Below are 751 nucleotides of genomic sequence, written 5' to 3'. Positions count from 1 at the left end.
TCGGGGTGAAGTTGCGTTGTACCAGGTCAGGCGCAATGGGCAGATGGTGTTTGCTGTCCGTGGTGACGACAAACTTGCGCTTGCACCTTGCACGGATGCCGTGCAACTGCATCAAGCGGCGTACGCGCTCTTTGCCGACCCGATGTCCACGCGCCACCAGTTCCTTCCACATCTTGGGCCAGCCGTACTCCCCTTTGACTTGTGCATGGATGGCGCGGATGTGCGCCAACAGTGCTTCGTCGCTCATGCGTTTGTGAGCACCGGGCTGACTGGGTTTGGGGAATTTCTTGCGCCGACCGTGTTCAAAGTAGCCGCTGGTGCTCACGCCCAACACCTCGCAGGCCAGAGTAATGGGCCAGTGGGCTTTGTTGCTGGCTATCCAGGCGTACTTCACAGAGATTCCCGAGCGAAGTACGCCGTGGCTTTTTTTAGGATGTCGCGCTCCATGGTCACGCGGGCCAATTGCGCTCTGAGGCGGGCCAGCTCCATTTGCTCCGCACTGACAGGCTTATCCCCCGCGCCTTTGAGTTGGCCTTTGGCACTGAGCTTGACCCAGTTGTCCAGGCTTGCTTTGGGAATGCCCAACACTTTGGCCGTGACCGACACCGCCTGCCCACCTTTGACCAGCCTGACCGCCTCCATCTTGAATTCCAGCGTGTACTTGGCCCGTTTCCTCGTTTCACTCATTTCGTTCTCCTTGAACTGATTTTTAACCATCAGCTAAGCAGTACGTTTTTCGGGGGCAAGGTCA

At 57.7% G+C, this 751-nt stretch carries 1 pseudogene; it reads right to left on the bottom strand.

Annotation, left to right across the window (positions count from 1 at the left end):
• A pseudogene (locus tag B9Z45_RS16775) lies at positions 1-687 on the bottom strand (IS3 family transposase); the annotation flags it as partial.
• Positions 688-751: the final 64 nt, after the last annotated feature.

Origin of the sequence: Limnohabitans sp. 2KL-17, from assembly GCF_003063415.1 — a bacterium.
Taxonomy (GTDB): domain Bacteria; phylum Pseudomonadota; class Gammaproteobacteria; order Burkholderiales; family Burkholderiaceae_C; genus Limnohabitans_A.
The sequence above is the reverse complement of the archived record's forward strand: the minus strand, read 5'-3'. Positions and strand labels throughout refer to the sequence as shown.